Annotated in this window: 31 protein-coding genes; 6 read left to right on the forward strand and 25 right to left on the reverse strand. The window is 63.8% G+C overall.

What is annotated here, in order from left to right:
- Window positions 1-89 precede the first annotated feature (89 nt).
- The gene (recA, locus tag VHN57_RS17695; protein WP_004208679.1) at window positions 90-1,160 is read left to right on the forward strand and encodes a recombinase RecA; all 1,071 of its coding nucleotides are present in this window, start codon (window positions 90-92) and stop codon (window positions 1,158-1,160) included.
- A gap of 177 nt (window positions 1,161-1,337) precedes the next feature.
- On the opposite strand, the gene VHN57_RS17700 is transcribed toward recA, so the two are convergent.
- The 5 genes from VHN57_RS17700 to aspS form a co-directional block, all read right to left on the reverse strand.
- Window positions 1,338-1,523 carry a hypothetical protein gene (locus tag VHN57_RS17700; protein WP_004208680.1) on the reverse strand — a complete coding sequence of 62 codons (186 nt, stop codon included), beginning with the start codon at window positions 1,521-1,523 and terminating at the stop codon, window positions 1,338-1,340.
- A gap of 88 nt (window positions 1,524-1,611) precedes the next feature.
- Window positions 1,612-2,940: a methyl-accepting chemotaxis protein gene (locus VHN57_RS17705; RefSeq protein ID WP_278983628.1), complete on the reverse strand. Its 1,329-nt coding sequence runs from the start codon at window positions 2,938-2,940 to the stop codon at window positions 1,612-1,614.
- A gap of 81 nt (window positions 2,941-3,021) precedes the next feature.
- Window positions 3,022-3,807 carry a polyphosphate kinase 2 family protein gene (locus VHN57_RS17710; RefSeq protein ID WP_278983627.1) on the reverse strand — a complete coding sequence of 262 codons (786 nt, stop codon included), beginning with the start codon at window positions 3,805-3,807 and terminating at the stop codon, window positions 3,022-3,024.
- 65 nt (window positions 3,808-3,872) lie between these two features.
- Window positions 3,873-4,949 (reverse strand): DUF5694 domain-containing protein, encoded by a 1,077-nt coding sequence (locus VHN57_RS17715; protein WP_278983625.1) that lies wholly within the window; start codon window positions 4,947-4,949, stop codon window positions 3,873-3,875.
- 118 nt (window positions 4,950-5,067) lie between these two features.
- Window positions 5,068-6,852: an aspartate--tRNA ligase gene (gene aspS / locus VHN57_RS17720; RefSeq protein ID WP_010337306.1), complete on the reverse strand. Its 1,785-nt coding sequence runs from the start codon at window positions 6,850-6,852 to the stop codon at window positions 5,068-5,070.
- Between the two features lie 128 nt (window positions 6,853-6,980).
- Here aspS and rnd point away from each other — a divergent pair, with 128 nt between their 5' ends.
- Window positions 6,981-8,147, forward strand: coding sequence for a ribonuclease D (gene rnd / locus VHN57_RS17725; RefSeq protein WP_010337305.1), 1,167 nt, complete (start codon window positions 6,981-6,983; stop codon window positions 8,145-8,147).
- Between the two features lie 11 nt (window positions 8,148-8,158).
- A complete protein-coding gene (locus VHN57_RS17730; RefSeq protein WP_202600300.1) occupies window positions 8,159-8,464 on the forward strand; it encodes an I78 family peptidase inhibitor in 306 nt (101 codons plus the stop codon).
- Window positions 8,465-8,476: 12 nt separating this feature from the next.
- Here VHN57_RS17730 and VHN57_RS17735 read toward each other — a convergent pair whose 3' ends face one another.
- From VHN57_RS17735 to VHN57_RS17760, 6 genes are all read right to left on the reverse strand, one after another.
- Window positions 8,477-9,412, reverse strand: a complete 936-nt coding sequence (locus VHN57_RS17735; protein WP_423284739.1) for a PAS domain-containing protein — start codon at window positions 9,410-9,412, stop codon at window positions 8,477-8,479.
- A 172-nt stretch (window positions 9,413-9,584) separates the two neighbouring features.
- Window positions 9,585-9,998 (reverse strand): hypothetical protein, encoded by a 414-nt coding sequence (locus tag VHN57_RS17740; RefSeq protein ID WP_278983620.1) that lies wholly within the window; start codon window positions 9,996-9,998, stop codon window positions 9,585-9,587.
- 25 nt (window positions 9,999-10,023) lie between these two features.
- On the reverse strand, window positions 10,024-10,407 hold the full coding sequence (locus tag VHN57_RS17745; RefSeq protein ID WP_004208690.1) for a hypothetical protein: 384 nt from the start codon (window positions 10,405-10,407) through the stop codon (window positions 10,024-10,026).
- Window positions 10,408-10,471: 64 nt separating this feature from the next.
- Window positions 10,472-10,981 carry a helix-turn-helix domain-containing protein gene (locus VHN57_RS17750; protein ID WP_278983618.1) on the reverse strand — a complete coding sequence of 170 codons (510 nt, stop codon included), beginning with the start codon at window positions 10,979-10,981 and terminating at the stop codon, window positions 10,472-10,474.
- Window positions 10,982-11,227: 246 nt separating this feature from the next.
- Window positions 11,228-11,911 (reverse strand): hypothetical protein, encoded by a 684-nt coding sequence (locus VHN57_RS17755; protein WP_278983690.1) that lies wholly within the window; start codon window positions 11,909-11,911, stop codon window positions 11,228-11,230.
- 225 nt (window positions 11,912-12,136) lie between these two features.
- On the reverse strand, window positions 12,137-12,523 hold the full coding sequence (locus tag VHN57_RS17760) for a PH domain-containing protein (RefSeq protein ID WP_278983616.1): 387 nt from the start codon (window positions 12,521-12,523) through the stop codon (window positions 12,137-12,139).
- A 147-nt stretch (window positions 12,524-12,670) separates the two neighbouring features.
- Between VHN57_RS17760 and VHN57_RS17765 the strand changes: the two genes are divergently transcribed.
- Together VHN57_RS17765 and VHN57_RS17770 are read left to right on the forward strand one after the other, a co-directional pair.
- Window positions 12,671-13,228 (forward strand): nuclease, encoded by a 558-nt coding sequence (locus VHN57_RS17765; RefSeq protein WP_097384634.1) that lies wholly within the window; start codon window positions 12,671-12,673, stop codon window positions 13,226-13,228.
- 134 nt (window positions 13,229-13,362) lie between these two features.
- On the forward strand, window positions 13,363-14,406 hold the full coding sequence (locus tag VHN57_RS17770; RefSeq protein WP_278983614.1) for an acyltransferase family protein: 1,044 nt from the start codon (window positions 13,363-13,365) through the stop codon (window positions 14,404-14,406).
- Between the two features lie 33 nt (window positions 14,407-14,439).
- On the opposite strand, the gene VHN57_RS17775 is transcribed toward VHN57_RS17770, so the two are convergent.
- A complete protein-coding gene (locus VHN57_RS17775; protein WP_278983612.1) occupies window positions 14,440-15,213 on the reverse strand; it encodes a CsgG/HfaB family protein in 774 nt (257 codons plus the stop codon).
- Between the two features lie 195 nt (window positions 15,214-15,408).
- Between VHN57_RS17775 and lepA the strand changes: the two genes are divergently transcribed.
- Window positions 15,409-17,214 carry a translation elongation factor 4 gene (gene lepA / locus VHN57_RS17780; RefSeq protein ID WP_278983611.1) on the forward strand — a complete coding sequence of 602 codons (1,806 nt, stop codon included), beginning with the start codon at window positions 15,409-15,411 and terminating at the stop codon, window positions 17,212-17,214.
- Window positions 17,215-17,286: 72 nt separating this feature from the next.
- On the opposite strand, the gene VHN57_RS17785 is transcribed toward lepA, so the two are convergent.
- The 13 genes from VHN57_RS17785 to rplN form a co-directional block, all read right to left on the reverse strand.
- Entirely contained in the window at window positions 17,287-17,838 is a 552-nt protein-coding gene (locus tag VHN57_RS17785) for an SRPBCC family protein (protein ID WP_278983610.1), read from the reverse strand.
- Window positions 17,839-17,876: 38 nt separating this feature from the next.
- Window positions 17,877-18,533 (reverse strand): adenylate kinase, encoded by a 657-nt coding sequence (locus VHN57_RS17790; protein ID WP_099231028.1) that lies wholly within the window; start codon window positions 18,531-18,533, stop codon window positions 17,877-17,879.
- Between the two features lie 46 nt (window positions 18,534-18,579).
- Window positions 18,580-19,926, reverse strand: a complete 1,347-nt coding sequence (gene secY, locus VHN57_RS17795; RefSeq protein WP_125988488.1) for a preprotein translocase subunit SecY — start codon at window positions 19,924-19,926, stop codon at window positions 18,580-18,582.
- A gap of 195 nt (window positions 19,927-20,121) precedes the next feature.
- Entirely contained in the window at window positions 20,122-20,652 is a 531-nt protein-coding gene (gene rplO, locus VHN57_RS17800) for a 50S ribosomal protein L15 (RefSeq protein ID WP_004208702.1), read from the reverse strand.
- Window positions 20,653-20,788: 136 nt separating this feature from the next.
- The gene (gene rpmD, locus VHN57_RS17805) at window positions 20,789-20,968 is read right to left on the reverse strand and encodes a 50S ribosomal protein L30 (RefSeq protein WP_010337294.1); all 180 of its coding nucleotides are present in this window, start codon (window positions 20,966-20,968) and stop codon (window positions 20,789-20,791) included.
- 5 nt (window positions 20,969-20,973) lie between these two features.
- Window positions 20,974-21,684, reverse strand: a complete 711-nt coding sequence (gene rpsE / locus VHN57_RS17810; protein ID WP_004208704.1) for a 30S ribosomal protein S5 — start codon at window positions 21,682-21,684, stop codon at window positions 20,974-20,976.
- A 2-nt stretch (window positions 21,685-21,686) separates the two neighbouring features.
- Complete coding sequence (gene rplR / locus VHN57_RS17815) at window positions 21,687-22,052, reverse strand: 50S ribosomal protein L18 (protein WP_004208705.1); 366 nt, start codon at window positions 22,050-22,052, stop codon at window positions 21,687-21,689.
- Between the two features lies 1 nt (window position 22,053).
- Window positions 22,054-22,587 carry a 50S ribosomal protein L6 gene (rplF, locus tag VHN57_RS17820; protein WP_004208706.1) on the reverse strand — a complete coding sequence of 178 codons (534 nt, stop codon included), beginning with the start codon at window positions 22,585-22,587 and terminating at the stop codon, window positions 22,054-22,056.
- Complete coding sequence (gene rpsH, locus VHN57_RS17825; protein WP_004208707.1) at window positions 22,587-22,982, reverse strand: 30S ribosomal protein S8; 396 nt, start codon at window positions 22,980-22,982, stop codon at window positions 22,587-22,589. The genes rplF and rpsH overlap by 1 nt, the downstream gene beginning before the upstream one ends.
- A gap of 12 nt (window positions 22,983-22,994) precedes the next feature.
- On the reverse strand, window positions 22,995-23,300 hold the full coding sequence (gene rpsN / locus VHN57_RS17830) for a 30S ribosomal protein S14 (RefSeq protein WP_004208708.1): 306 nt from the start codon (window positions 23,298-23,300) through the stop codon (window positions 22,995-22,997).
- 50 nt (window positions 23,301-23,350) lie between these two features.
- Window positions 23,351-23,923, reverse strand: a complete 573-nt coding sequence (rplE, locus tag VHN57_RS17835) for a 50S ribosomal protein L5 (protein ID WP_004208709.1) — start codon at window positions 23,921-23,923, stop codon at window positions 23,351-23,353.
- Window positions 23,923-24,234, reverse strand: a complete 312-nt coding sequence (rplX, locus tag VHN57_RS17840) for a 50S ribosomal protein L24 (protein ID WP_004208710.1) — start codon at window positions 24,232-24,234, stop codon at window positions 23,923-23,925. Before rplX ends, rplE begins: the two co-directional genes overlap by 1 nt.
- A complete protein-coding gene (gene rplN / locus VHN57_RS17845; RefSeq protein WP_004208712.1) occupies window positions 24,234-24,602 on the reverse strand; it encodes a 50S ribosomal protein L14 in 369 nt (122 codons plus the stop codon). The genes rplX and rplN overlap by 1 nt, the downstream gene beginning before the upstream one ends.
- Between the last annotated feature and the right edge of the window lie 24 nt (window positions 24,603-24,626).

Here is a 24,626-nt window from a genome sequence, read left to right on the forward strand (position 1 = left end):
TTCCCCTCTTGTTCCACCGGAACAAACAGGATACATCATTGGCAGGCGCCGAGTGACTCGACGCGATCCGCTTGACAGGGGATAGGCCGATGACCGCTATGCTCTCACTCATCGATTCCAAGAAGACAGGCACAATGGACAGACAGAAAGCATTGGAGGCGGCGCTCGCCCAGATTGATCGCGCCTTCGGCAAGGGCAGCGCGATGAAGCTCGGCAGCCGTGAGAAGATCGAGATTGAATCGATCTCGACCGGCTCGCTCGGCCTCGACATCGCGCTCGGCATCGGCGGCCTGCCCAAGGGCCGCATCATCGAGATTTACGGCCCCGAAAGCTCGGGCAAGACCACGCTGACGCTGCATGCGATCGCAGAAGCCCAGAAGGCCGGCGGCACCGCCGCCTTCGTCGACGCGGAACATGCGCTCGACCCCATCTATGCCAAGAAGCTGGGCGTCGACATTGACGAACTGATCGTGTCGCAGCCCGACACCGGCGAACAGGCGCTGGAAATCGTCGACACGCTGGTCCGTTCCAACGCCATCGACATCCTCGTCGTCGACTCGGTCGCCGCGCTGGTGCCGCGCGCCGAGATCGAGGGCGAGATGGGCGACAGCCATGTCGGCCTGCAGGCGCGCCTCATGTCCCAGGCGCTGCGCAAGCTGACCGGGTCGATCGCCCGCTCCAAGTGCATGGTGATCTTCATCAACCAGGTGCGCATGAAGATCGGCGTGATGTACGGCAATCCGGAAACCACCACCGGCGGCAACGCGCTCAAATTCTACGCCTCGGTCCGTCTCGACATCCGTCGCACCGGCCAGATCAAGGATCGCGACGATATCGTCGGCAACGCGACCCGCGTGAAGGTGGTGAAGAACAAGGTCGCCCCGCCCTTCAAGCAGGTCGAATTCGACATCATGTATGGCGAGGGCATTTCCAAGATCGGCGAGATGCTCGACATCGGCGTCAAGGCCGGGCTGGTCGAGAAGTCGGGCTCCTGGTTCTCCTATGACTCGGTCCGCATCGGCCAGGGTCGCGAAAACGCCAAGACCTTCCTCAAGGAAAATCCCGAAATGGCAGACCGCCTGGAAAAGGCGATCCGCGGCAAGACCGAGGAAGTCGCCGAAGGGATGATGGCCGGACCCGAAGCGGGGGATGACGACTAAGCAGGACGACCGCGCCCGACCGGATCAACCGGGCGCCTGATCCTGGCTTTCGTCCACCTCTGGCTTCACGCTCTGAAAAGGCCCGTTGCGCGATGGCGCGGCGGGCCTTTTACCTGCCGGGCGCGCGACAGGGCTGTCGCCATGCAGGCGCAACGGAGGGGAAGAGGGAAAAGACCGCTATTCGTGCGGCCGCAGGGCGCGGTTGAGCGAATCCAGCACCTCGGCGATCGGTTCGGTCACGGTGACGCTGCGGCCTTCGCCAAAGCGGATGCGGGTGCCGTCGGTCACGGATGAGACGAAGGTCACCTGGGTAGGGTTGACCGCGGTTTCGGTGCGATCGACGCCGACGAACATGACGAGCATGATCTTCTCTCCCATTTTCGGCCCGTGCCGGACCCATTGGGTGCAAGACTAGCTGCTTTTTGCGCCGTTACCAGAGGCTTTGTGCGGTTCAGCCTGCCTGGATCGCCTGCAGGAACCGACTCGCCCGATCGTCCAGCCGGTGCGCGACCGTCGCCAGTTGCCCCGCCGCAACACCGATATCATGGGCGCCTGCTGCCGCCGCGCTTGCATTGTCACTGATCTGGCGCGCACTCTGGCGGATATGGTCGCTCGACGATCCGGCTTCCGACAGGCTCGCGGCGATCGACCGGCTGAAGGCACCATGGCGCGCCACCGCCGAGAAGACCGATGCCGACACCTCGTTCGCGGTCGCCATCGCCGCGTCCATGTGCATATGTCCCTGCGCCACCGTCTCCACCGCCAGCCGGACATGGCCGATGCGCTGGCCGATCTCGGCCGCCGCCTCGCGCGTCTGGCTCGCCAGCAGCTTCACCTCGCGCGCCACCACGGCAAAGCCCTGCCCCGCCTCGCCGGCCCGTGCCGCCTCGATGCTGGCATTGAGCGCCAGCATGCTGGTCGCCCGCGCAATATCGTCGATCAGGGTGATGACCGCGCCGATCCCGTCCGCCTCGACCCGCAGCGCCGCCGTCTGCTCGGCGCCGACCTGCGTCTGCGCCACCGCCGCGCGGATCGCCTCGCCCGCCGCGCGCACCTGGCTTTCCATTGCCTGGAACAGCCCGCCCAGTTCCTGCCCGCCGCTGGCAATGCCGTGCAGGCTGTCGGCCGTCTGTTCCGCCGCGACCGCCATGCCGGCCGCCGCCTCGCCATTGCCCGATGCCCGCTCCACCGCCTGTGCAGCGCGCGCGGACAGCATATCGGCCATGCCGACCAGATCGGCGATCAGCGCCTCGACATCCGCGCGAAATGCGCCGCTCTCGCGCGTCACATGTTCCAGCCGCCGTGTGCGGGCCAGCGCATCGCGCGTATCCCGCTCCGCCGCCAGCCGCAGCAGCAGCGGACCGCCCACCACGCCGGCATAATGGCCGCCCTGCGTCACGATCAGCCCCTCGCAATCGCTCCCCTGCGCCGCATAAAGGTCGATCAGCCGTTCGATGCTGGCGCTCTGCTCCACCGTCGCGCACGGCCGCACATGCTCGTCCAGCCGCCCGCCGAAACTGGGATTGCGCAGCAGCGCATGCCCGAAGGGGTTGAACAGGATGCGCCGCATGTCGCGCTCATAAATGGCCCCCACCGGCCGATCGGCGGCGTCCACCACCGGCAGCAGCCGCAGCGCCGCATCGTCCTGGAAGCGGTCGACCGCCTGGCTGAGCGGCTGGCCCAGCCGGACCGCAGCGCAGCCCTGCGCAAAGGGCAAGGCGGTGCCGGCGGCAACATGCGGCTCCGGGTCGGGCCGATCGAGCATCTGGGGCGAGTACATGGCGCCCGGCCTAGAAGAAAAGGGTAAATGACCGCTTAGTATTTGATGACGCTTTTGTTACATATCGTTGTTTTTGCGGAATTATTTGGCCGACTTATAGCCAAATGCTTCGCGCGCCAGCTTGACCACCTCGGGATCGGCCGCCGGGAAATCCATCGGCACCAGTTTCTCCAGCCGCTCCGCGACATAGGTCAGCGCCGCGATTCGTCCGGCCTTGCGGTTATTATTGTCGATCACCTTCCAGGGCGCCTGCCTGGTGTCGGTCTTCTCGAACATGTCGTGCATCGCATCCCAATATTCGGCGCGCCTGGCCCGGTTGCGATAATCGTCGGTGCCGGTCTTCCACCGCTTCCACGGCGTATCCAGCCGCTGCGCCAGTTGCTCGTCCTGCGTCTCCTGGGTGATGTGGACGAACAGCTTGATGATGTTGGTGCCGGTCTCGACCTGCTGCGCCTCGAACGCGTTGATATCCTTGTATCCGCGCTTCCATTCCGCCTTGGTGGCATATTTCTCCACCCGCTCGACCAGCACCCGGCCATACCAGCTGCGGTCGAACAGGCCGATATTCTGACTGGCGGGTAACCGGGTCCAGAAGCGCCAGAGGAAATGATGGTCCAGTTCCTCGCGTGTCGGCGCGGCGATCGGGTGAACCTGATAGTAACGCGGGTCCCAGTCCGCCGTCATCCGCTTGATGATGCCGCCCTTGCCCGCGCCATCCCAGCCTTCCAGCATGATGACGGTCCGGCGGCGATGCAGGATATGGGCGACCTGAATCTTCGACAGGCGACGCTGCAGCGCCAGCAGCGCCGCATCATAATCGCCTTTATACTTCGCCCCGGTTTCATAGTCCGACAGATTGATCGTCATGCGCCGCTCTCCTGCAAGGGGACGGCTGATTAGATCGAACCGCGCCGCCAAGAGCAAGCGCGGCCTCAGTGCAGTATGGCGTCGGTATCGACCAGCCGCACATCGTGCATCAAGTCGAGATAGGCCTGGAGATAGAATTTGTGCGAGGCGCCGACGATCACCAGCATGCGCTGGCCCGGCGCGGCGGCGAAGACGTCGCGAATATTGGCCGCCATGCGCAGGTTGCGCACCTCCCAATAGCCGGCATAGCCGCGCCCGAAACGCTCGGGCGAAGGCTCCTTGAGCGCCGCGCCGAAATCGCTGTCATAGATGGTCTGCGCCTGATCCGGCGCATTATAGGCGCGATAGAGCGCCAGCACGCCGGCCCCCGTCCGGATGCCGGGCTGCAGCGCCGCATCGGCCGCCTTGCGCCGCGCCGTCGCTTCATTGTCCCACGCCTTCATGATCGCCGCGCCCGCTGCCTTCTCCTCCTCGGCATTGCGATAGGGCCGGTCGGCGCTGTGGTCGTCCATCGGTTCCAGCCGCTCCAGCCCCAGCCTGGCAGCCAGCGGCGCGGCAATCAGGAACTCCTCGTTGCGACGCTGGCGCAGCGTTTCGAGGCGCGCCACCAGCACAGTATCCAGCTCGTCCCCGACATGCCGGTCGGCCGCGTCCAGTCGCAGCCATTGCACCAGCGCCGATCCCTGATCCTCCGCCGCCAGGAACAAGGCCGCCATATGGCGCCGGTCCGATGCCGTCGGCCGCTCCGGCCAGGCGGCCAGACGCCGCTCGACCTCGGCCGTGGCGGCCGGCACGTCCAGCCCGGTCGCCTGGCGCGCCGGCGTCGCGTCCCAGCAATAGGTTTCCACCGTCTCCGCATAGCGGAACGGCGCGCGGCGCAACGCATCGCATTGCAGACCAGACAGGGACTCGACCGCGATCGATTGCGGCTTCCACGCCGCCAGCCGGTCGATCAGCGGCCCCAGCGCCTTTGCATCGAAATCCTTTGGCCAGCCCGACAGATGGGGCGTGCCCAGCACCATCACCTCATTGGGCGGCCCGGCAACCGCCTTCAAAGCGCGCGGATCGAAACCGGGACCAGTCGCCTGCACAGACACCGCCGCAAGCCCCGCCGCCACCATTGCCATGATCGTCCGCATCATCCGCCCTGCTCCCTTGCCGCGACGTGTATTATCACAACAATACAGCAAGGCAAGACGGCAAAGAAAAAGGCCCCCGCCAGATGGCGGAAGCCCTGTTCTTTCCGGCCGATGGAAGGGCTTATGCCTTCGCCTGCGGCTCCACGACACGAACATGCAGTTCGCGTAGCTGCTTGAACTCGGCGGCGCTCGGCGCGCCCATCAGCAGGTCTTCGGCCCGCTGGTTCATCGGGAACAGCGTGATCTCGCGCAGATTCTGCGCGCCGCACAGCAGCATCACGATGCGGTCGACGCCGGCGGCCATGCCACCATGGGGCGGGGCGCCGTACTGGAACGCGCGATAGAGACCACCGAACCGCTCTTCCACATCCGCCTGGCTAAGGCCCACCAGTTCGAACGCCTTGACCATCGCCTCGGGCGACTGGTTACGGATCGAGCCCGACGCGATCTCATAGCCGTTGCAGACCATGTCATACTGATAGGCCTTGAGGCTCAGCGGATCCTGGTTGTTGAGCGCGTCCAGCCCGCCCTGCGGCATCGAGAAGGGGTTGTGGGCGAAGTCGACCTTCTTCTCGTCTTCATCATATTCATAGAAGGGGAAGTCGACGATCCAGCACAGGTCGAACCGGTCCTTGTCGATCAGGTCGAGCGTCTCGCCGACGCGGATGCGCGCCAGGCCCGCCAGCTTGGCCGCCTGGCCTTCCTTGCCGGCGGCGAAGAACACGCCGTCGTTCGGGCCAAGCCCCAGCGCCGCGATCAGCTTGGCGGTCGCTTCCTCGCCATGATTCTTGGCGATCGGGCCGCCGGGGACGCCATCCTTGATGTTGATATAGCCAAGGCCCGAATAGCCTTCGCCGCGCGCCCAGTTGTTCATGTCGTCGAAGAATTTGCGGCTGCCCGCGCCTGCGCCCGGCGCCGGGATCGCGCGGATGACATTGCCGCTCTCGACCAGGCTGGCGAAGATGCCGAAGCCCGAGCCATGGAAATGCTCGGTCACGTCCTGGATGATGATCGGGTTGCGCAGGTCCGGCTTGTCGCTGCCATACTTGAGCATGGCTTCGGCATGCGGGATGCGCGGGAAGCTGCCGGCCGGGGTGACCGGCTTGCCCTGCGCAAATTCCTCGAACACCGATGCGATCACCGGCTCCATCGTGTTCCAGACATCTTCCTGGGTGACGAAGCTCATTTCCAGGTCGAGCTGGTAGAATTCGCCCGGCAGGCGGTCGGCGCGCGGATCTTCGTCGCGGAAACAGGGGGCGATCTGGAAATAGCGGTCGAAACCGGCGACCATCAGCAGCTGCTTATATTGCTGCGGCGCCTGCGGCAGGGCGTAGAACTTGCCGGCATGGATGCGGCTGGGCACCAGGAAGTCGCGCGCGCCTTCGGGCGAGGACGCGGTCAGGATCGGCGTCGAATATTCGGTGAAGCCGGCATCTTCCATGCGGCGACGCATGTCGCGGATGATCTTGGTGCGGGTGACGATATTGGCGTGCAGCGTTTCGCGGCGCAGGTCCAGGAAGCGATAGCGCAGGCGGATATCCTCGGGATATTCCTGCTCGCCCGCCACCGGCAGCGGCAGTTCGGCGGCGGTCGACAGCACGGTCACCTTGTCGGCCACGACTTCGATCGTGCCGGTCGCCATCTTCGGGTTGGTCGCTTCCGGGCCGCGCGCGACCACGGTGCCGTCGATCGTCACGACCGATTCCGCACGCAGGCCGTCCAGGATGCGCAGTGGCTCGCTGTCCGCCTTGGCGACGATCTGGGTCAGGCCATAATGGTCGCGCAGATCGATGAAGAGAACGCCGCCATGATCGCGCTTGCGATGCACCCAGCCGGACAGGCGCACATTCGCGCCGACATCGGCTTCACGAAGGGCGCCGCAATTGTGGGTGCGATAGGCGTGCATGGCGTTTCGATCTTTCAAATTCGTTTTACGGAAATGACAAATTGTTGCGGCCCGGCTATGGGCTTGCCTTGTCGACTATCGACCAGCCCGCAGGACGCGGGCCAGCCCATAATAAGATCGAAGACCATATGCAAATTCATCCGCTGATTACCGACAGCAAGACGCTTTCCGATTTCTGCGCCCGCATGGCCAAATCCCCCTATGTCGCGGTGGATACCGAGTTCATGCGCGAGAATAGCTACTGGCCCGAACTCTGCCTGGTCCAGGTCGCCGACTCCAGCGAGGCCGCGGCGATCGACCCCAAGGCGCCGGGCATCGACCTTACGCCCCTGCTCGACCTGCTGGTCAATAATGAGGACGTGCTCAAGGTCTTCCATGCCGGCGGCCAGGACATCGAGATCGTCCATAATCTGACCGGCAAGACGCCACATCCGATGTTCGACACCCAGATCGCCGCCATGGCGCTCGGCCTTGGCGAACAGATCGGCTATGGCAACCTCGTCGACGCCTGGCTCGGCGTGCAACTCGACAAGGGCGCACGGTTCACCGACTGGGCGCGCCGCCCGCTCGACAAGCGCCAGATCGACTATGCGATCGGCGACGTCACCTATCTGATCGAAATCTTCCCCAAGATGCTGGAAGAACTGCGCAAGACCGGACGCGGCGACTGGCTCGACCAGGAAATGGAGCGGATCAGCGATCCGTCCAATTACGAAAATGATCCGTCCGAAGCCTGGAAGCGCGTCCGCATCGCCAGCCGCAAGGCCGATGTTCTGGGTCGCCTCAAGGCGCTGGCCGCCTGGCGCGAGAAGGAAGCGCAGGACAAGAATCTGCCGCGCGGCCGCATCGTCAAGGACGAGACGCTGGCCGACATCGCCAGCCACCCGCCGCGCGCGCAGGAGGATCTGGGCAAGGTGCGCGGCCTGTCCGCCACCTGGAAGAGCAACGACATTGGCGGCCGGCTGATGGCCGCGCTGGGCGCGCACAAGCCGCTCGGCAAGGACGAGATGCCCGAGCGCGATCCCAAGCGTCCGGGCCTGGGCAAGGATGGCGCACTGGTCGCCGACCTGTTGAAGCTGTTGCTCAAGATTCGCTCGCGCGACATCAATGTCGCCCCGCGCCTGCTCGCCCGCACCGACGATATCGAGGCGCTGGCTGCCGGCGTGCGCGACGATCTCGCGATCCTGGAGGGCTGGCGCTATGACCAGTTCGGCCGGGACGCGGTGGACCTGGTCGAAGGGCGCCTGGCCTTCGCAGTCAAGAATGGCCGGCTCAAGATGACGCGGACCGAATAAGGAGACGGACGATGCGGATGGCGATGATGGCGATGATATTCCTGCCCCTGGCCGCCTGTGCCGGGACCGGCAGTGAAGGCCCCGGCTCCGCATCGCCACCAGCCATGGCGCAAGGGCCGTGCAAGAATGACGGGCTCGACCGCTTCACCGGGCAGAAGGCGACGGCCGATCTGGGCGCGGAATTGCTCAAGGCGTCGGGCGCGAAGACGCTGCGCTGGGGCGGCCCCAATATGGCCATGACCATGGACTTCCGCCCCGACCGGCTGACCGTCAGCTATGACGATCAGATGGTCGTCACCAGCGCCCGCTGCGGCTGACCCGCGCCCGCCTCATTCGGCGGCGCGCGGCAGCTCCACCACTGTGCTCCCATCGAGCGCGGTGATCAGCACCACCGCTCCCTCGGCGCCATAGGCGCCGTGCAGGGCGACGATGGAGGCCTTCACCGCCACCGCCTCGCCGCGATTGCTCAGCAGCATGGTCTGCACGCATTGCGCGCCCTGTCCCTGCATCGCCCGCTCCAGCGCCTGACGGAATGCCGCGCGGCCATGGGTCAGCACCAGATCGGTCAGTTGCACGCCCATCACCCGCTCGCGCGGCAGGCTCAGCATGTCGGTGAAGGGCACATCGACCGCGTCGATCGTGCCGCGCACCGACAGGCGGACATAGCCGACATCACCATGAGCGGTCATCGCCTCGATGATCGCGGCCTTGGCATCGGCCAGCCGATGGCGGCGCACATCCTCGGTAATGTCGCGGAACATGATGACGGTTGACCTTCCAAGGGGAAAACTCTGCAGCCGCAGCCAGGCGCCGTCGGCAAAGGGGGAGGGAATATCGGCCGCGCTCGGCTCGCCGCCGCTCACGGTGCGGCGCACATGCACTTCCATCAGGCTGCCACTGATCGACGGCAGGACGACGTCCAGCTTGGGGCCGACCATCTGTCCCACCGGCTTGCGACAGATGGCGCTGGCGACCCGATTGACGAAGTCGACGCGCATATCCTGGTCGCAGATGATCACCGCCTGATCGACCCAGTCGGCCAGCGCGAACAATTTCTCCTCGGCGCTTTCTCCATGGGCGCTGCCCGACTGCTCCTTGAGCGCCCGAAACTCGTTAACGCCCAGCAAGACATGGGTCGCCCGGCCATGATGGGTGATGTAAAGCGGCGTCCGTGTCGCCATGTCGCGACATTCGGAAAAGCCGCGGACTAGATCGGCCGCGGTAACGACCGGGCTCTCGGTCGGACAGATACCCTCTCCCTCCATTCCATCACTCCCTACTGGGTTCAGATGGCGCGTAACGCGCTGGGTCATGTCCCTTGATGCCATAATTATCGGCCCTCCATCAATCGGACAAAAACAGAAACAACATGCCTCCCTCGGGACGGCACGGCTTCAAGAGGGAATGATGGGCATTTCCGCATCCTGTTTCCTTTGCTCAGGCCGGAAACGCGTGTTTCCGGTCCATCTGCGTGCCCATGGCCATCACGACCAGCACCGGCACCGCCCAGATTGTCGACATGGCGTAGAAGAATTTGGTGAGGTAGGCGGGTGACACGATCACCGCGACCTGAACCGCCGCCACATTCAGCTGGAAGGCGGCAACGATGATCGGCCAGCGCCGGCTGCTCAGCATCGAAATGATGATCTTGAACAGCAGCGACGCGCATTCGATCGCCAGGATCGTGCGGATCAGCACCGCCTCCGGCCGGATGGTCAGGACCGCCGTCTGGGCCAGGATGAACCCCGCCCAGACGCCGGCGATGCTCCAGCGCCCGGTCGCGCCGCCATAGCGCACCACGAAGATCGAGGTGGCGATCAGCGCGATCGTATAGGCGAGGAAGATCTGCACGATCCTGCCTTCCGGTCCGGTCGCGTCAGGCGACCAGGCGCAGGGCGTCGGCCTGCTTTTCTTCCAGCGCGCTCCACGGGCTGTAGCAGCCGTCGGCGCGTTCGGCCTGGTTGGTCTTCATGCGGATCTTGGTCGCCTCCAGATGGGCGCCCAGCAGCTGCTCGCGGCTCTGCATCATCGTGTCGATGCAGCCATGGAAGCGCTTGAACAGCTTCTGTCCCTGTTCGGGGGCGAGGCCGATGGTGCGGGCGGTATCGATCATGTCGGCGCTCATCCGCAGCGTGTGTGCCAGAACATCGTCCAGCTTCACATAGGCATCACGGACCTGGCCGCTCAGATTGAAGAAGGTGTCGTCCGACATGTGCATTTCGCTCTTGGCGGCGCGCTCGGCGCGGCGGGCATTGGACATGGCAAGGCTCCCTTTTCAGGCCAGCGCTCGCTGGCCCATCAGATGGTTGGATTGTTGGAGACCGTCAGCCGAACAGATGATTGAGCCAATATCCCATCGTGATCAGCGCGGCCAGGGCCCCCCCTGCCCATAACGCGACCCGGAAGATGGTCGTCAGGATCTGCCATCGATTCAGCCCATGCGGTTCCCCTCCCATGGTTGCCAGAATCCGGTTACCCAATTGGCGCAAGCGACCCTTTTCCTGCCGCTCTGCACCAGCCGGGATGTCGCCGGTCCGGGTCGGCTTGCTTGGTGCCGACACCGCCTTCTCACCCGCCATCGCCGGTTCAACAAGCGGCTCCGGCTTTAATTCAAATTGCTTGAATTGCGCGTTTTTCTCGGCCTCTACCAATATCCGGGCGGCTTCGCGCCGATCCTTGGCGCCCAGCGCCACGGTCGCGCGATAGACATATTGGTCGACCGTGCCGGGGGTCAGCGATGTGCGCTGCGCGATCTGCTTGGAGGTATAGCCCTGTGCCACCAGCCGCAGGCATGCCCGCTGATTATCGTCCAGACTGGCAACCGCATTCGACATTCCAACCCCTCTGATCGCCCACAGGGAATCATGCCCCGGAACGGATGTAAACTTCTTCTATGATCAATTTTTTATGATGCCGGCCAAGCGATTGATTTATATCAGATACACTTCATCCATATCGGTGAGACGAAAAAGGCGACGCCTGTGGGCATCGCCTTTTTCCGTTACGGAATCCAGTCATGACATGACTCGATCCGCAATAGCTGCAATCGGGAACCCGGATAGCGCCCCGAAAGGCGCCGTCTACAGTTCCAGGCCGATCAGCGTGCCACTGCCGATCCGGTCGACATAGCGCTTGCCATCGACCTCCAGCCAGTCCGGCGTCACTTCCAGCCGGCGCCCGTTGATCGTGGTCCGCAGATGCTCGACCGCGATCCGGTTGCGCGCAACGATACGCAAAACGCACAATCCGTCGCCCCGCGCCGCCATCATCGAATAGCGGTCGCCGCGCAACAGGAAATGCCAGCTGCCGTCATGCGGCTTCCATTCATTGCCATCGATCACCTGCATCGGCGTACCGTCCACTGCCCCCAGCCGCACACTGATCCGCGTCGCCCCCATGGATCGGCGCGGCGGCGCGAAGATCAGGATCGGTTCACCGTCCAGAGTGATGGGAATCGGCGTATCGCGCAGCAGTCGCGATCCACCGACGATGAGTTGTGGCAATTCGTTGGAGAAGGGCAGGCGATCGCGCGCGAAATGGCGCTGGCGCACCACCGGATTGGCATGGAAGCTGTGGACCTGATTCGCGGTCAGCCGCCCCTCTTCCACCAGTCCATGACAGGTCGGGCAGAGCAGCGTCGCCCCCGGCCCGTCTGGCAGCCCCAGATAACGATAGATGGTGACCCCGCAGCGCACGCAGGCAAAGCCGCAGGACTGCCGAATCTCGGCCCGCTGATCGGCCGTCAGTTCCGGCAACAGCGGCATTACGCGCAAACCCACCATCAAGGCGCCCCCTTTTTCCCGCCGTCCGCCTGATGCGGATCGACGTTGCTTGTTCCTGGCGTCCTCGTGCGGGTGGAAAGCTCTGCCGGCCCCTGGGCTCCTATTGGTTAAAATAAATGCGCCCAAGTCAAGGGCCTAGACATTATGTTCGACAAGAAACTGCGGATAGTCGCGCCTTTTCCTTGCGCGCGGCCCCGCATCGGCCGGTCAACGCTGGGGCAGAAGGTCCAGGTTGCGGGCCGCCGCAATCGCCCGAATCCGGCCCGGTCGCGGCATGTTACGGATCGCGATTTCCGCTACGTCACCGGCGCTGAACAGCTCGACATTGCCGACGTCGAACAGCCGTTGGCCGAGCGTCTGGGTGATGCGCACGCTGCGAATGCTGCTCAGTGCGATCTCGGTCCGCTGCTTGGCCAGCAGCCCGCGCTCCAGCAGCACCTCGCGCTCGCTCAGCGCCAGCCGCTCGCCCTTGTGCATCACCCACCACACGCCGATCGCCAGGATGCCAACCACGGAAACCAGCAGCAGCAGGAACAGGAAGGGATGCGCCCGGACCATCGCCGGATGCTCGTCATATAGCCATGCTTCGCTCACGCCGCCTCCCTCGTCTGGCTCCAGCGGTTTTTCACCATGCCCCCGGCGCGGCGTCAAGGCGCCGTCCGCCGCCCCATGCGCAACCACCATGGTTAACCAAAAATTTCCCAATATTTACTAGCGATGGCCTCCGATTGGGGATGAATCATGGCCTATAGCCTGCATGATATTGGTGACGAAGACCGGGACCGGTCCGGCCATTGGCTGAATGACAAGCAGGATCAGCGCCGCGCCATCGTGCCGCTGCGCCTCATCCTCATCGCCCTGTTGATGGGGGCGCTTCTGCTGGTCCTGATGCGCCATGTGCTGCCCGCGTCGACGACGGCTTCGGCGCCATCCGTCGACGCCCCCGCCACCATATCCACCCGTTTTGCCGCCTGTGACGATCTGGACGGCCAGGCCTGCGTCCTTGCCACCGACGCCTATGCCTATCAGGGCCGTCGCTACCATCTCGCCGACATCAGCGCGCCGCGACTCGAAGGCGCTGCCTGCCCGCAGGAAGCCGCCCTTGCCCACGCCGGTCGCACCGCGTTGCAGGGCATGCTGAACGGCGGCAGCTTCGAAGCCCATGCCGATCCCGCCGACAGTGATCCGACCGCCCGCATCCTGCTGCGCGACGGTGTCTCGCTGGGCCAGCTCCTCATTCTCAAACGCTATGCCCGCCCTTGGTCGACCAAGCCAATCGACTGGTGCGCGGCCGGCTAAGACCGCGATCCCGCACGGGGGCAAAGGCGGGACGTTCCAGATTGGGACCGACAGCGCCCGTATCCGCCATTTGCGCATTGCGCGTTAACCAAGAAAATATCCCATTCGTTGCTCCATCATTGCTATGAAGCATCATGGTCGAAACGAAGCCGAAACGGACAAGGCTGACGGGGCTGGACGCGTTGCGCGGGATCGGCGCCTTGTGCGTGCTGGTCTTCCATTATTCGACCCGCTTCCATGAGTTGTTCCCGCAGGCCAGCCATGTGCCCTTCAGCTTTCCCGGCGGCAATTACCGCGTGCTGCTGTTCTTCACCATTTCCGGCTTTGCGATCTTCTTCACGCTGGACCGGATCGGCACGGTGGCCGACTTCATCGTCAACCGTTTCGCCCGCCTCTATCCCGCCTATCTGGTGGCGATGCTGGTGACGCTGTCGATCGAATATCTGGCCCAGGCGACCCAGTTGCTGGTCGGCCCCTTTGCGATTCTCGCCAATCTGACGATGCTTCAGGGCTTTGCCTTCATTCCTGAAGTGGATGGCGCCTATTGGACGCTGACGGTGGAGATCGCCTTCTATTTCTGCATGGTCTCGATCTGGAAATGGATCGGCCTGCGGCATCTGGAACCGACGCTGGTGGCCTGGCTGATCCTGCGCTGGGTGATGCAGCTCTGGCCCGACATCGTGCCCGAACGGGTCGTGATGCTGCTGGTGCTGCGCTACACGCCCTTCTTCATCATCGGCATGCTGGCCTACCGCATCTGGGCGGGACAGCGCAGCTGGCAGCAGCAGGCGCCCTATGCCACGCTGGCGCTGCTGTCGATCGCGACCATGGAAACATGGGACGTGACGATTGTCGGCCTAGTGCTGATGGCGACCTTCGCAGCGCTGGTCCGCAATCATCTGCGCTTCCTGTCGATCCGGCCGCTCGTCTGGATGGGCGGGATCAGCTACAGCTTCTACCTGATCCACCAGCATGTCGGTTTCGTCATCATGCTGGAAATCGCCAGGGCCGGCTACAGCCCCTGGATCGGCTTTGCCGTCGCCTTCCTCGTCGCGCTGACGCTTGGCACGCTCATCAACCGCCTGGTCGAGCGACCGGCGGGAGAGATCATCCTGCGCTGGTGGAAGAAGCGGCGACGGGCGCCCGGCCCGCTCGCGGAAATCGCGCAGAGCGGATGAGGGCGCTGCCGCAGCGGCAGCGCCCCCTTGCCATCAGGGCTGCGCGACCGGCGCGGCCGCCGCCGCATTTTCGGGCAGGCCACCCAGCTGCGTCACCAGTTTCGTATAGGCGTCGAGATAGGCGAGCACGATCACCTGGCCGATCTCGGTATTCTGATAGCCGCCGCCGCCTGCACCGGCAAAGCCGCCCCACCAACTCGCCCCGCCGCTGGCGTTGAAGCTCAGATCAGACTTGCGGGCATAGCCTTCGGTCAGCGCCTCTTCCTCGGTGGTGCGGGCATTGACGACCGAGAGCGTGACATTGGCCTCGCTCTTCTTGACGTTGATGCCGCCGGCGATCCGGCCCCAGGTGCTGCCACCCATGAAGCCGCCGAGCACGCCGCCCAGCGAATTGCCGCCGCTGTTGCGGTTGGACGAGACGATATCCGGCTCCAGGAAATAATCCGCCGCCTTCACCTGGCCACGGCCCAGATTGCTGTTCGCCTGCAACTCGCCATTGTCAGCCATGGCGCGTTCCATGTTGCGGCTCGCCATCGACCGGCCGCGATTGACGAGGCCGAAGCAGCCCGACTGCTGCACGAAGATCTTCAGGATCGCCTCGGGGCTGCCCAGATTGAGTTCGCGCCACCACTGATTGTCGGGCTCGACGATCGCGACGGTGCCAAGGCGGCGGGTGCAGCGCGGGATTTCCGCCTGCTTTCGCGACTGTTCCTGACGGGCCGACGAACCCTTTTCGGCAGCCATCGCCATCGGCGCGGCCGAACCAAGGCAGACCGCAGCCGCAGTCAGCATCTTCAATACACGCATTTTCAAAAACCCCGTTTCCTGTCTGGTCGAGAGAAATTGGTGCGCCCCGGATATTTTTCTGGAACGTAACACAGCCGCAAGGGGCTTCCAAGCAAAGGGGGTTAATGACGATGCTTGTCATCGCACGGCAATTTCGCATGCCCTGCACTACGTGATCCTGCTGACAGCGCCCGCAACTGCTGCTATCGGGCGCCGATGACCGACCTGTCCCATATCCGAAACTTTTCGATCATTGCGCATATCGACCATGGCAAGTCGACGCTGGCCGATCGCCTAATCCAGCGCACCGGCGGCCTGACCGACCGTGAGATGAGCGCGCAAATCCTTGATAACATGGACATCGAAAAGGAACGCGGGATCACCATCAAGGCGCAGACCGTGCGCCTCGACTATACCGCCAAGAATGGCGAGACCTATGAGCTCAATCTCATGGACACGCCGGGCCATGTCGACTTCGCCTATGAAGTGTCGCGGTCGCTGGCCGCGTGCGAGGGCGCTCTGCTGGTCGTCGACGCCGCGCAGGGCGTGGAAGCGCAGACGCTGGCCAACGTCTATCAGTCGATCGAGCATGATCATGAGATCGTGCCGGTGCTGAACAAGATCGACCTGCCCGCCGCCGAGCCGGAAAAGGTGCGCGCGGAGATCGAGGAGGTGATCGGCCTCGACGCGTCGGAAGCGGTGCTGGCCAGCGCCAAGTCCGGCATCGGCATCGACGATATCCTGGAAGCGATCGTCACCAAGATCCCGGCGCCCAAGGGCGATCGCAACGCTCCGCTGGAAGCGATGCTGGTCGACAGCTGGTACGACCCCTATCTGGGCGTCGTCATCCTGGTGCGCGTCGTCAACGGCGTGATCAAGAAGGGCCAGGCGATCAAGTTCATGATCGGCGGCACCGAGCATCTGATCGATCGCGTCGGCTGCATGCGCCCCAAGATCGAGGCGCTGCCCGAACTCGCCGCCGGCGAGATCGGCTTCATCACCGCCCAGATCAAGGAAATCGCCCAGACCCGCGTCGGCGATACCATCACGACCGTGAAGAATGGCGCTGCCAAGCCGCTGCCGGGCTTCAAGGAAGTGCAGCCGGTGGTGTTCTGCGGCCTGTTCCCGGTCGATGCCAATGATTTCGAGAAGCTGCGCGAGTCGATCTCGAAGCTGCGGCTCAACGACGCCAGCTTCTCGTTCGAGATGGAAACCTCGGCCGCGCTCGGTTTCGGCTTCCGCTGCGGTTTCCTGGGCCTGCTACATCTGGAAATCATCCAGGAGCGCCTCAGCCGCGAATATGATCTGGACCTGATCACGACGGCACCGTCGGTCGTCTATGACATGCACATGAAGGATGGTCGCACCCTTCACCTGCACAATCCGGCCGACATGCCCGATCCCAATCATATCGAGATGATCGAGGAGCCCTGGATCGAGGCGGTGATCTACTGCCCCGACGAATATCTGGGATCGATCCTGAAGCTTTGCCAGGACCGTCGCGGCATCCAGAAGAACCTCACCTATGTCGGTGGCCGCGCCCAGGTGACCTATGAACTGCCGCTCAACGAAGTGGTGTTCGACTTCTATGATCGCCTGAAGAGCATCAGCCGCGGCTATGCCAGCTTCGACTATCACCAGATCGGCACGCGTGAGGGCGACCTCGTCAAGATGAGCATCCTCGTCAACAACGAGCCGGTCGATGCGCTGTCGATGATCGTCCACCGCTCCGCCGCCGAAGCGCGCGGCCGCCACATGTGCGAGCGCCTCAAGGATCTGATCCCCCGCCACCTGTTCAAGATCCCGATTCAGGCGGCGATCGGCGGCAAGGTGATCGCGCGCGAGACGATCGCGGCGATGCGCAAGGACGTCACGGCGAAATGCTATGGCGGCGACATCACCCGCAAGAAGAAGCTGCTGGAGAAGCAGAAGGAAGGCAAGAAGCGGATGCGCGAATATGGCAGCGTCCAGATTCCGCAGGAAGCCTTCATCGCCGCCCTGCGCATGGGCGACGAGAATTAAGCATCATCCATCGGGGTGGAGGCCATCGGGCTTCCACCCCGATTTGCTATTGCCTGCCGGCGCGGTCGTGCTTCAGCCCTTGCTGTCGGCCGCCCGCTTATACCCGTCGAGCTGCTCTACCAGCACCGTGTCGACGATCGGCGCAATCGGCGCCAGGCCACCGCGCATGTAACCGCCCACCGAATAGGTCAGCGTTACCTGGCTGCCGCCCGGTGCTGCCGCGATGGCGAAGTCCAGCACACCGTTCACCGCTTCGCTCTGTAGTGGCCCCAGAGCGCCGCTCAGCCGCAATCGCTGGCCCGGCACGGCATAGATGACCCGCGCATGTTCGATGCTGCCGGAGCCCCCTTTGCCGCTCTTGTCGGGAAGGGTCTCGCAGAAGCAGCCTCCGGCCTTCGGCTCCAGCACCATGTTGCGCGCATCGCCGCTATAGGTGTGGGCGCTGTTCCACCAGCGCCCCGGCTCTGCCAGCAGCGCATAGGCCGCGTCGGGCGCCGCCGCCACGTCCACGCTCGCCTGCACGACAAAGCCGGCATCGCTGCTGGCAACCACCCCACCCTGTCCGGGCGCGGCCGCCAGCGCCATGCCGGCGCCTGTCAATATCGATCTGATTGGATAGGCCATGTCCCCTCCCCGCCTTGTCGTCGGGGAGGGAGAATAGCTCAGGCCGGAACGCCGTCCAAGATGGCGACGATCGCGCCGCTGACATCGTTCATGTCGGCCATGCCGTCGACGCGGCTGACGATGCCGCGCGCTTCGTAGATCGGCAGGATCGGTGCGGTCTTGGCGCGATATTCGGCCATGCGGGTGCGCACCGTTTCCTCATTGTCGTCCGGACGACGCTTGAACTCGTGCCCGCCGCACTTGTCGCACGTGCCCTCGACCTTGGGCTGCTTGAAGGCATCATGATAGCCCTCGCCGCAGGTCGCGCAGGTGAAGCGACCGGTGATGCGCTCGACCAGCGCATCCTCGTCCACTTCCAGCTCGATCACATGATCGAGCGTGCGGCCGCGATCGGCCAGGATGGTATCGAGCGAATGGGCCTGGGCCTCGGTCCGCGGATAGCCGTCGAAGATCACGCCGGTATCGGCCGCCAACGCATCAAGCGCTTCGCCGATGATGCCCGAGACGACCTCGTCCGGCACCAGCGAACCCGATTCCATCAGCGCCTTGGCCTGCAGGCCGACCGGAGTCCCCGCCTTGACCGCAGCCCGCAGCATGTCGCCGGTCGACAGCTGAACCATGCCACGGCTGTCGACGAGCCGCGTGGCCTGGGTGCCCTTGCCGGCACCCGGAGGACCAAGCAGAATGATATTCATTGCGCGCATTCTCCCCTTGTACTTGCGCTTGCCTGTCTGCGCCCCCTTAGCGCAGACGGCCCTTCAGCTTCGCCTTCTTGATCAGATCCCCATATTGATGGGCAAGCAGATGGCTCTGGATCTGGGTCACGGTATCGACCGTAACATTGACGACGATCAGCAGGCTAGTCCCACCAAGGTAGAAGGGAATTCCCGCCCGAGCGATGGCAAACTCCGGCACCAGACAGATGAAGGCCAGGTAAGCGGCACCGATCACGGTGATCCGGGTCAGGACATAATCGAGATAATTCTCGGTATTCTTGCCCGGACGGATGCCCGGAATGAAGCCGCCATTGCGCTTCAGATTGTCGGCCGTCTCTTCCGGATTGAACACCACGGCGGTGTAGAAGAAGCAGAAGAAGACGATGCCCAGGCCATAAAGGGCCATGTAGAAGGGGCTGCCGTGCGACAGATACTGGTTGATCGTCAGCACGATGCTGCTCCAGCGGCTGTCATCGTCCGCCTTCACGCCCATGAACTGCGAGATGGTCAGCGGCAGCAGCAGAAGCGAGCTGGCGAAGATCGGCGGGATCACGCCCGCGGTGTTGACCTTCAGCGGCAGATGGCTGCGATCGGCCTGCATCAGCCCCTGGCGCGTCTGGCGCTTGGGATACTGGATCAGCACCCGGCGCTGCGCCCGTTCCATGAAGCAGATGAAGGCAATCAGACCAAAGCCCAGCACCACGACCAGGAAAATGACCAGGCCCGAGATCGAGCCTTCGCTGCCCGACTTGAACAGGTTGCTCAGCGTCACCGGCAGCTGCGCGACGATACCGGCCATGATGATCAGGCTGGTGCCGTTGCCGATGCCGCGCGAGGTGATCTGCTCACCCAGCCACAGCAGGAACATGGTGCCGCCGATCAGCGAGATGATCGCCGAGACGACGAACAGCATGCCGGGGTCCACGACCACGCCCTGCGCCTGCCAGTTGGCGGCGGCGGCATAGCCCTGCACGGCGGTCAGGCCGACGGTGCCATAGCGGGTATATTGGTTCAGCTTCTTGCGGCCGCTCTCGCCTTCCTTCTTGATCGCCGCGAGCTGCGGCGAGAGGGAGGCGGCCAGCTGCACCACGATCGACGCGGTGATATAGGGCATGATGCCGAGCGTGATGAGGCTCGCGCGCGACAATGCACCACCCGAGAAGGTGTTGAAGATGTCGAGGATGCCACCGGCCGACTTCTGCGACCAGGCCGCGAGCGCGGTGGGATCGATACCCGGCAGCGGCACGAAGCTGAGGAAGCGGAAGACGATCAGCGCGCCGAGGGTGAACCACAGGCGCTTCTTGAGGTCGGTCGCCTGGCTGAACTTCGCGAGGCTGAGATTGGATGCGAGCTGGTCGGCTCTCGATGCCATTGTGGCTGCCCTTCAAATCATTCTTGCCGGAGCCGTCGGGCTCCGTGGCGGAATCGCTACCCCCTTAGCGGGGCGGGAAGACCATGTCGAACGGGAGTTGCCGCCGTTGCGACGAACATATGCTCCCCCCGATACACATAGCCCCGCCAACCCATATCGGGCAGCGGGGCCGTGCTTGCAAGTCTCGGGCGAGACTTAGGCCTTGGCGGCCTTCTTGGCGGCAAGGGCGGTGCCCTTCTTCGCCTTGGCCTTCTCGGCTGCCGGGACGACTTCGATCACGTCCAGCTTGCCACCGGCCTTGGCGACCGCTTCGACGGCGCTCTTCGAGGCACCGGCGACCAGGAAGCTGACCTTGGCGGTCAGTTCGCCCTTGGCGAGAACGCGGACGCCATCCTTGCCACCACGGGCCAGGTTGGCTGCCTTCAGCGCAGCATGGTCGATGACGGCAGCGGCGTCCAGCTTGCCGGCGTCGATCGCGGCCTGCACTTCACCCAGGTTCACGATCGCATAATCGTTGGCGAAGATGTTGTTGAAGCCGCGCTTCGGGATGCGCATGTGGAGCGGCATCTGGCCACCCTCGAAGCCGTTGATGCTGACGCCCGAGCGTGCCTTGGCACCCTTCTGGCCGCGACCGGCGGTCTTGCCCTTGCCCGAGCCGATACCGCGGCCGACGCGCATACGACCCTTGCGGGCACCGGCATTGTCGTTGATTTCGTTCAGTTTCATGTTCGCACTCGCTTTCGCTTTTGTCGCGCCGATCCCGTGCGGGATCATCTAAAGGAAGCGCCCGTTAGCGCTTCCGCTGAAAAAACGAAAGAGGGGTTTCCCCCTCTTTCGCTTCATTTCGTCGGATCGAAAAGGCTTAGCCCTCGACCACTTCCACCATGTGGGGGAGCTTCTTGATGGCACCGCGGACTTCCGCCGTGTCTTCCAGCTCGACCACGCGATGCATCTTGCCAAGGCCCAGGCCGATCAGAATCTTCTTCTGGCTTTCGGGGCGACGGATCGGCGAACCGATCTGCTTGATCTTGATCTTCGCCATGTCAGTTACTCCGCAATCGCTTCGGCGTCAGCCTGCGCGACTTCGGCCGAGGCACCACCGCGACGCAGAAGGTCAGCGACCTTCTTGCCACGACGCTGCGCCACCGACTTGGGGCTGGTCTGCTCGCCCAGCGCCGCGAAGGTCGCACGGATCATGTTGTAGGGGTTCGAGGTGCCGTTCGACTTGGTCACGACGTCAGCGACGCCGAGGCTTTCGAACACGGCGCGCATCGGACCGCCGGCGATGATGCCGGTACCGGCCGGAGCCGAACGGACAGTCACCTTGCCAGCACCGAAGTGGCCGAGGCCGTCATGGTGCAGGGTGCGGCCTTCCTTCAGCGGAACGCGAACCATGGCCTTCTTGGCCGAAGCGGTCGCCTTGCTGATGGCTTCAGGCACTTCGCGCGCCTTGCCATGACCGAAACCGGCGCGGCCCTTGCCGTCGCCGACGACGACCAGAGCAGCGAAACCGAAGCGCTTACCGCCCTTGACGGTCTTCGAGACGCGGTTGATGTGAACCAGCTTCTCGATCAGCTCTTCGCCCTGTTCCTCGTCACGGTTGCCGCCACGGCGGTCGTCGCGACGGCCACGGCCGCCACGCTCGCCACGGTTGCGGTCACCGCCACGGCCACGGCCACGGCCGGGACCACGACCTTCGGTCTGAGCCTCGGCACCCTCGACGGGCGCGACGACTTCGTTGGTGTTTTCGTCAGCCATGATCAGAACTCCAGCCCGCCTTCACGGGCGGCATCGGCCAGCGCCTTGACGCGGCCATGGAACAGGAAGCCACCGCGGTCGAACACGACCTTGGTGACGCCGGCCGCCGTAGCAGCGGCAGCGACGCGCTTGCCGACATCGGCAGCGGCTTCGGAAGAGGCGCCGGTCTTGCCCAGAGCCTTCGAGCCAACATCCTTGTCCAGGGTCGAAGCGGCGGCGACGGTGGTACCGGCGACGTCGTCGATGATCTGGGCGTAGATGTGACGGCCCGAACGATGGACGCTGAGGCGCGGGCGGGTGCCCGAAACAGCCTTGAGCGCGGTGCGAACGCGGCGACGACGCCGCGCGAAGAGGGAAAGCTTAGCCATCTTACTTCTTCTTCCCTTCCTTGCGGAAGATGAATTCGCCGGCGTACTTGATACCCTTGCCCTTATAGGGTTCGGGCTTGCGCCAGCGGCGGATCTCGGCGGCGACCTGGCCTACCTGCTGCTTGTCGATGCCGCTGATCTCGACCGTGGTGTTATCCGGGGTCTTGATCTCGATGCCTTCCGGAATCTCGAAATCGACGTCGTGGCTGTAGCCGAGCTGCAACTTCAGGGTCTTGCCCTGCGAGTTCGCACGGTAGCCGACACCGGTGATCAGCAGCTTCTTCGAGAAGCCCTGGGTCACGCCGGTGATCAGGTTCTGGATCAGGGTACGCTGCATGCCCCAGAAAGCGCGCGCGCGCTTACCGTTGTTGGCGGGCTTTACAGCGATGCTGCCTTCTTCGACGGTGTAGGTCACTTCGTCGGCCAGCGGCATGGCGAGGGTGCCCTTGGGGCCCTTCACCGACAGCTGACCGTCAGCGATCGACGCGGTCACGCCCGCAGGCACGGTGACCGGCTTCTTGCCAGTGCGGCTCATCAGAACACCTCCGCCAGCACTTCGCCGCCGACATTCTGTTCACGCGCTTCGGCGTCGGACAGAACGCCCTTGGGCGTCGAGACAATGGTGATGCCCAGGCCGTTGCGGATCACCGGCAGTTCCTTGGAACCGGAATAGACGCGGCGACCAGGCTTGGACACGCGGGCAACATGCTTGATCGCAGGCTGGCCCTCGAAATACTTCAGCTCGATGCGCAGGCCGGGGTGATTGCCGAGGGTTTCCTCGGAATAACCACGGATATAGCCTTCGCGCTGCAGCACGTCGAGCACGCGGGCACGGAGCTTGCTGGCGGGGGACACAACGCTGTCCTTCTTCGCCTGCTGCCCGTTACGGATGCGGGTGAGCATATCACCCAGGGGATCGGTCAATGCCATCTCAAATGATCCTTACCAGCTCGACTTGGTGACGCCGGGGATCAGGCCCTTGTTGGCCAGATCACGCAGCTGCACGCGGCAGAGACGGAATTTGCGGTAGTAAGCGCGCGGGCGGCCCGTCAGTTCGCAGCGGTTGCGAATGCGGGTCGGGTTGCCGTTGCGGGGGACTTCCGCCATCTTCAGACGCGCAATCAGACGCTCGGTGTCGTCGAGAGCGGTATCGGCTGCGATCGCCTTGAGCTTCGCATAGCGGCCGGCATACTTCTTCACCAGCTTCTTGCGGCGCTCGTTCTTGTTGATCGAACTCAGTTTCGCCATGACTTAAGTTCTCTTCCTTAGCTTAAGCGTTGGGAGAGAAGCGGGGCCTGTTAGGCCGCCTGCTTCTCTTCAATCGGGAAGGGGAAGCCGAAGAGGCGCAGCAGTTCGCGCGCTTCGTCGTCAGTCTTCGCCGTGGTGGTCACGATGATGTCCATGCCACGCACCTTGTCGATGCGGTCATAGTTGATCTCGGGGAAGATGATCTGCTCCTTGATGCCGAAGGCATAGTTGCCACGGCCGTCGAAGCTCTTCGGGTTGAGACCACGGAAGTCGCGCACGCGCGGCAGGGCAATGTTGATCAGGCGATCAAGGAATTCATACATGCGCTCGCGGCGCAGCGTGACCTTGGCACCGATCGGCATGCCTTCACGCAGCTTGAACTGCGCGATCGACTTCTTCGCCTTGGTGATGACCGGCTTCTGGCCGGCGATCAGTTCCATTTCCTCGGCGGCCGAAGTGACCTTCTTCTTGTCCTGCGTGGCTTCACCGACGCCCATGTTGAGCGTGATCTTCTCGATCTTCGGGATTTCCATCACATTCTTGTAGCCGAACTTCTCGACCATCGCCTTCACGATGGCGTCGTCGTAGATCGACTTCGAGCGCGGAATATACTTGTCGGCCATTACAGCACCTCACCGGACTTGACGGCGACGCGGACCTTCTTGCCGTCGCGGTCCTCGAAACGGACGCGGGTCGGCTTGCCATCCTTGTCGGCGACAGCGACGTTCGAAATGTGCATCGGGGCCGGCTTGCGGTCGATGCCACCCTGCGGGTTCGACTGGTCGGGCTTGCGATGCTTCGCATGCACGTTGATGCCTTCGACCAGGACCTTGTCGTCCTTGGGCATCACCTGGAGGACGGCGCCGGTACGGCCCTTGTCCTTGCCAGCCAGGACGACGACCTTGTCGCCCTTCTTGATCTTAGCAGCGCTCATTACAGCACCTCGGGAGCGAGCGAGATGATCTTCATGTGCTTCTTGGCACGCAGCTCGCGAACGACCGGGCCAAAGATACGGGTGCCGATCGGCTCCTCGTTCTTGTTGATAAGCACAGCGGCATTGCCGTCGAAGCGAATCACGCTGCCATCAGCGCGACGCACGTCCTTGGCGGTGCGCACGATGACGGCGCGATGCACGTCACCCTTCTTCACCTTACCGCGCGGAGCAGCTTCCTTGACGGAGACGACAATGATGTCGCCCACGCCGGCGAAACGCCGCTTCGAGCCGCCCAGCACCTTGATGCACTGGACGCGCTTGGCGCCGCTGTTGTCCGCGACGTCAAGATTGGATTGCATCTGGATCATGGATCCGGTTCCTTCTTATTTGGC

Origin of the sequence: Sphingobium salicis subsp. salicis, assembly GCF_049472635.1 — a bacterium.
Classification (GTDB): domain Bacteria; phylum Pseudomonadota; class Alphaproteobacteria; order Sphingomonadales; family Sphingomonadaceae; genus Sphingobium; species Sphingobium yanoikuyae_A.